Raw genomic sequence first — 4,154 nt, 5'->3', positions numbered from 1 at the left:
CCGACTCGGCCGGACCTGGCCGGACCGGCGCTCTGCACCGGCGCGGCCGCAGCCGCCGGCGCGGAGCCGGCCACCGCCACCTGGGAAGCCGGAGCAGCGGCGGCAGCGGTCGAAGCCGCGGGCGGGAGGCCGCCCTTCTTGCGCGCCTCGGCCAGCTTCTGCTGCAACTCGGCGATCTCGTTGTCCTTGAGCGCCAGCAGGCGGGTGTTCTTGTCGTTGATGTCCTGCAGGTCCTTCAGGCGCGACTTCAACTCGGCGCTCTGCTGCTGCAGGGTGGTCAGCGACTCCTGGCTGCGCAGCAGGTCCTGCCGCAGGGCGGCGTCTCCCTTGCCGCTGCCGCCGTGCGCACCCGCACCCTTGCCGCCCTCCTTCGCCGGCACCAGCGCGAGCCGGTCGACCGCAGCGCTGCCGCCGGGCGTGCCGGAGGTTTGCGCGCGGGTAGCCGCATTCGCCACCGTGGTGGTCGAACGCGCGCCCTCGGCGCGCCAGTCGCTGTTCTGCCGGCGGATCTCCGCCAGGGCGGCGGCCATGTTCATCGCCTGCGCTTCCTGGCTGGTCGGCACGCGCAGTACCGCACCGCTCTTCAGCGCGTTGATGTTGTCCCGGTAGAAGGCGTCGGGGTTGGCCTGCTTGAGCGCCACCATCATCTGGCCGGGATCCACGCCGGCCGGCGCGAGCTTGCGCGCGATGCCCGACAGCGTCTGGCCGCGATCGACCGGACCGTACTGGCCGCCGGCCGCCACTTGGCCAGCGGCGGGACGGGCAGGCGCGGACGCGGCCGTAGCAACTGCCGTACGGGAAGCGGCGCGGGACGCGCCGCTACGCGGAGCGCGCACAGCGGGCGCAGCCGGGGCGGTACCCGGCGGATCGAGCAGGACCGGAAACTCGCGCAGGCTGCGGCCGCTGGCGTTGTCCACTTCGACCAGCAGATCGAGGTAAGGGTCGTTGATTGCCACCGCGCTGGTGATGCGGATCACCTTGCGCCCGCCCACGTCGACGACGTCGAACTGCAGCGGAACGCTGGGGCGCGCACCGGACAGGCCGGCGTGGGCGAAGTCCTCCGGCGAGGCCAGGCGGGCGCTCAGGTTGCGCAGCTCCGCGGGACTGTCGGGCGTGAGCGGAATCTCCGCGAGCAGCGGCTGGCCGAGCGCCGACTTGACCTGGATCTGGCCAAGGTCCAGCGCCGCGGCCTGGGTGCTGCCCAAGGCGAGCGCCAGCAGCATCGACAGTTTCAACGAGTGATTCATCGTGGCTCCCCCAAACGACACCGAGACGCTTCATGCCGTCGCCGCAGGCTGCGGCAACACCGGAACGCGCGTCACTTTAGTTATATGCCGGCCAATCAACAATAGCTGCGACGACTGCTTAGCGCATATTGCTGCGCCATATTCTCGCTGCGCAGGCTTCAATGGCCTGCAGTCGCCCCCGGCCGGGACTTAGCCACTTCCTCCAGCTGGCGCTGGAGGTCGGCTATGCGGCGGTCCTGTTCTTCCAGCCGCCGACTGGCCTCGCGGCTGCGCGATTCCTGCCTGCCGACCTGCCGTTCCAGCTGGGCGACCTCGGTGCCATGCGCCCGCAACTGCTGCTTCAGCTGTTCCGAGGCGGGCACGCGGGCTACCGCGGCCTGTTCGGGAGCACCGTCGGCGCTGGCCGCCAGGGCGACCAGCAGGAGGAGGCACGGCAGGAACCAGGTTTTTTGCATCTCAGAGATAGTCCTCGATCAGCCGCTCGGCGATCTGTACCGCATTGAGGGCCGCGCCCTTGCGGATGTTGTCGGCCACGATCCAAAGGTCCAGGCCGCGCTCATGCGAGATGTCCTCGCGGATGCGGCCCACGAATACCGGGTCCTTGCCGGCGGCATCGCCCACCGGGGTCGGGTAACCACCGGCCTTGCGCTCGTCCATCACCACCACGCCCTCGGCCTGTTCCAGCAGCGCCCTCGCCTGCTCGGCGCTGATCCTGTCGCGGGTTTCCACGTGCACCGCCTCGGCATGGCCGTAGAACACCGGCACGCGGACCGCGGTGGGGTTAACCGCAATGGAGTCATCCTCCAGGATCTTGCGCGTCTCCCACACCATCTTCATTTCTTCCTTGGTGTAGCCGTTGGGCTGGAACTCGTCGATGTGCGGAATCACATTGAAAGCGATCTGCTTGGGGAATTTCTTGCCCGGTTCCACATCCTGGAAATTCAGCAGCGCCGCGGTTTCTCGGCCGAGTTCCTCCATGCCGCTGCGGCCGGCTCCGGAAACGGACTGGTAGGTCGCCACATTGATCCGCTCGATGCCGACCGCGCGATGGATCGGCGCCAGCGCCACCAGCATCTGCATGGTCGAGCAGTTGGGATTGGCGATGATGCCGCGCGTGGTGTAGTCGGCGATGGCGTGGGGATTGACCTCGCTGACCACCAGCGGGACGTCGTCCTGGTAGCGGAACTCGGAAGTGTTGTCGATCACCACCGCGCCCGCCGCCGCGGCGCGTGGCGCGTGCACCTTGCTGACCGACCCGCCCGCGGAGAAGAAGGCGATGTCCACGCCCTCGAAGTCGTAGTCGGCCAGGTTCCTCACCGTGACCTGCTTGCCGCCGAAGGAGACTTTCTCGCCGGCCGAGCGCTCGCTGGCCAGCGGCACCAGCTCGCCGACGGGGAAATCGCGCTCGGCCAGGATCGCCAGCAGGGTCTCGCCGACCGCGCCGGTGGCGCCGACCATGGCGACCTTGTAGCTGCTCTTCTTGCTCATGGGATGTTCGATACCTGTGGTCTTGGGGGAATCAGGGCGCCGGCCGTACGGCCAGAACCTCGGGGTTGAGGAGCGATGGCGGATGTCCCGCATGCGGGCCGTGCCCGAATAGCGCCAGCACGTTGTCCACCGCCATCGCGGTCATCGCGCGGCGAGTATCCCAGGTGGCGCTGGCGATATGCGGGCTGAGGATGACATTGTCGAGGGCGCACAAGGCTGGATGCACGTCCGGCTCGCCCTCGAACACGTCAAGCGCAGCCGCGGCCAGGCGGCGTTCGGCCAGGGCGGCGGCCAGCGCGGCATCGTCCACCACGCCGCCGCGGGCGATGTTGACCAGCACCGCGGTCGGTTTCATCCGCGCCAGTTCGGTAGCGCCGATCGCGTGGCGGCTCTCCGCGGTCAGCGGCAGCGCCAGCACCAGGAAGTCGGATTGGGCCAGCAGCGCAGGCTTGTCCACGTAGCGCGCGGCGCACTCGTGCTCGACCGCCTGCGGCAGCGTCGAGCGGTTGTGGTAGATCACCTGCATGCCGAAGCCTGCCGCCCGCCGCGCGATCGCCTGGCCGATGCGGCCCATGCCCAGGATCCCCAGCGTGCGCCCGCGCGTGTCCAGCCCGAGCCAGCCCTTGAACTCGGTGCCGTGCCAGTGCCCTGCCCTGAGCCAGCGCTCGGCGGCACCCATGCGGCGCGCGGCGCCCAGCAGCAAGGCCCAGGTGTAGTCGGCCACGCTCTCGTTGAGCACGTCGGCGGTATTGGAAGCGAGGATGCCGGCGGCGGTCAGCGCCGCAAGGTCGAGGTTGTCGTAGCCCACCGCCAGGTTGGCGACGATGCGCAGGTTTGCCGCTCCGGCGATCTCGGCAGCGCCGACGCGCTCCTTCAGACCGACGATGGCCGCATCGCAGGCGGCCAGCTTCGCGGCCAGTTCGGTGGAGGAGAACACGATCTCCTCCGGCTCGGCCGCGACCTCGAAGTGCGGATCGAGCCGGGCCTCGACGTCTGGGAAGGTGGGGCGCGAGATCCACACCCGCGGCTTGCCGGTCATGGGACGTCCGAACGGTGAAAGTCAGGCGATGCGCGGGGCGACCGGCCCCACGTCGCCGCATTGGGCGCGATGGCGCAGCGCGTGGTCCATCAGCACCAGCGCCAGCATGGCCTCGACGATGGGCGTGGCGCGGATGCCCACGCAGGGATCGTGCCGCCCCTTGGTGACCACCTGCACCGGCTCCCCGGCGAGATTCACGCTGTCGCCGGGCACCAGGATGCTGGAGGTGGGCTTGAACGCCACCGACACCGTCACCGGCTGGCCGGTACTGATGCCGCCAAGGATGCCACCGGCGTGATTGGACGTAAAGCCGTCCAATTGCATCTCATCCCGATGCTGGGTGCCGCGTTGGGAAATCGCGGCGAAACCGGCACCAATCT

General features: G+C 69.3%; 5 protein-coding genes. All 5 read right to left on the bottom strand.

Annotated features, from left to right (window positions below):
• A partial coding sequence (locus HOQ08_RS08135; protein ID WP_291193135.1) for a FimV/HubP family polar landmark protein occupies positions 1 to 1,247 on the bottom strand: 1,247 nt, incomplete at its 3' end.
• Between the two features lie 158 nt (positions 1,248 to 1,405).
• The gene (locus HOQ08_RS08130) at positions 1,406 to 1,702 is read right to left on the bottom strand and encodes a hypothetical protein (protein ID WP_291193133.1); all 297 of its coding nucleotides are present in this window, start codon (positions 1,700 to 1,702) and stop codon (positions 1,406 to 1,408) included.
• A 1-nt stretch (position 1,703) separates the two neighbouring features.
• Positions 1,704 to 2,735: an aspartate-semialdehyde dehydrogenase gene (locus HOQ08_RS08125; protein WP_291193131.1), complete on the bottom strand. Its 1,032-nt coding sequence runs from the start codon at positions 2,733 to 2,735 to the stop codon at positions 1,704 to 1,706.
• Between the two features lie 31 nt (positions 2,736 to 2,766).
• Positions 2,767 to 3,774 (bottom strand): D-glycerate dehydrogenase, encoded by a 1,008-nt coding sequence (locus tag HOQ08_RS08120; RefSeq protein ID WP_291193129.1) that lies wholly within the window; start codon positions 3,772 to 3,774, stop codon positions 2,767 to 2,769.
• Between the two features lie 21 nt (positions 3,775 to 3,795).
• A partial coding sequence (locus HOQ08_RS08115; RefSeq protein ID WP_291193127.1) for a chorismate synthase occupies positions 3,796 to 4,154 on the bottom strand: 359 nt, incomplete at its 5' end.

Source organism: Frateuria sp. (assembly GCF_013362045.1).
Lineage (GTDB): Bacteria > Pseudomonadota > Gammaproteobacteria > Xanthomonadales > Rhodanobacteraceae > Frateuria_A.
This window is presented reverse-complemented; position numbering and strand designations above follow the sequence as displayed.

What these genes read in the sequence shown, in the direction of transcription:
- HOQ08_RS08130 (WP_291193133.1), bottom strand. Translation starts at nt 1,702, where the DNA reads ATGCAAAAAACCTGGTTCCTGCCGTGCCTCCTCCTGCTGGTCGCCCTG.
- HOQ08_RS08125 (WP_291193131.1), bottom strand. Translation starts at nt 2,735, where the DNA reads ATGAGCAAGAAGAGCAGCTACAAGGTCGCCATGGTCGGCGCCACCGGC.
- HOQ08_RS08120 (WP_291193129.1), bottom strand. Translation starts at nt 3,774, where the DNA reads ATGACCGGCAAGCCGCGGGTGTGGATCTCGCGCCCCACCTTCCCAGAC.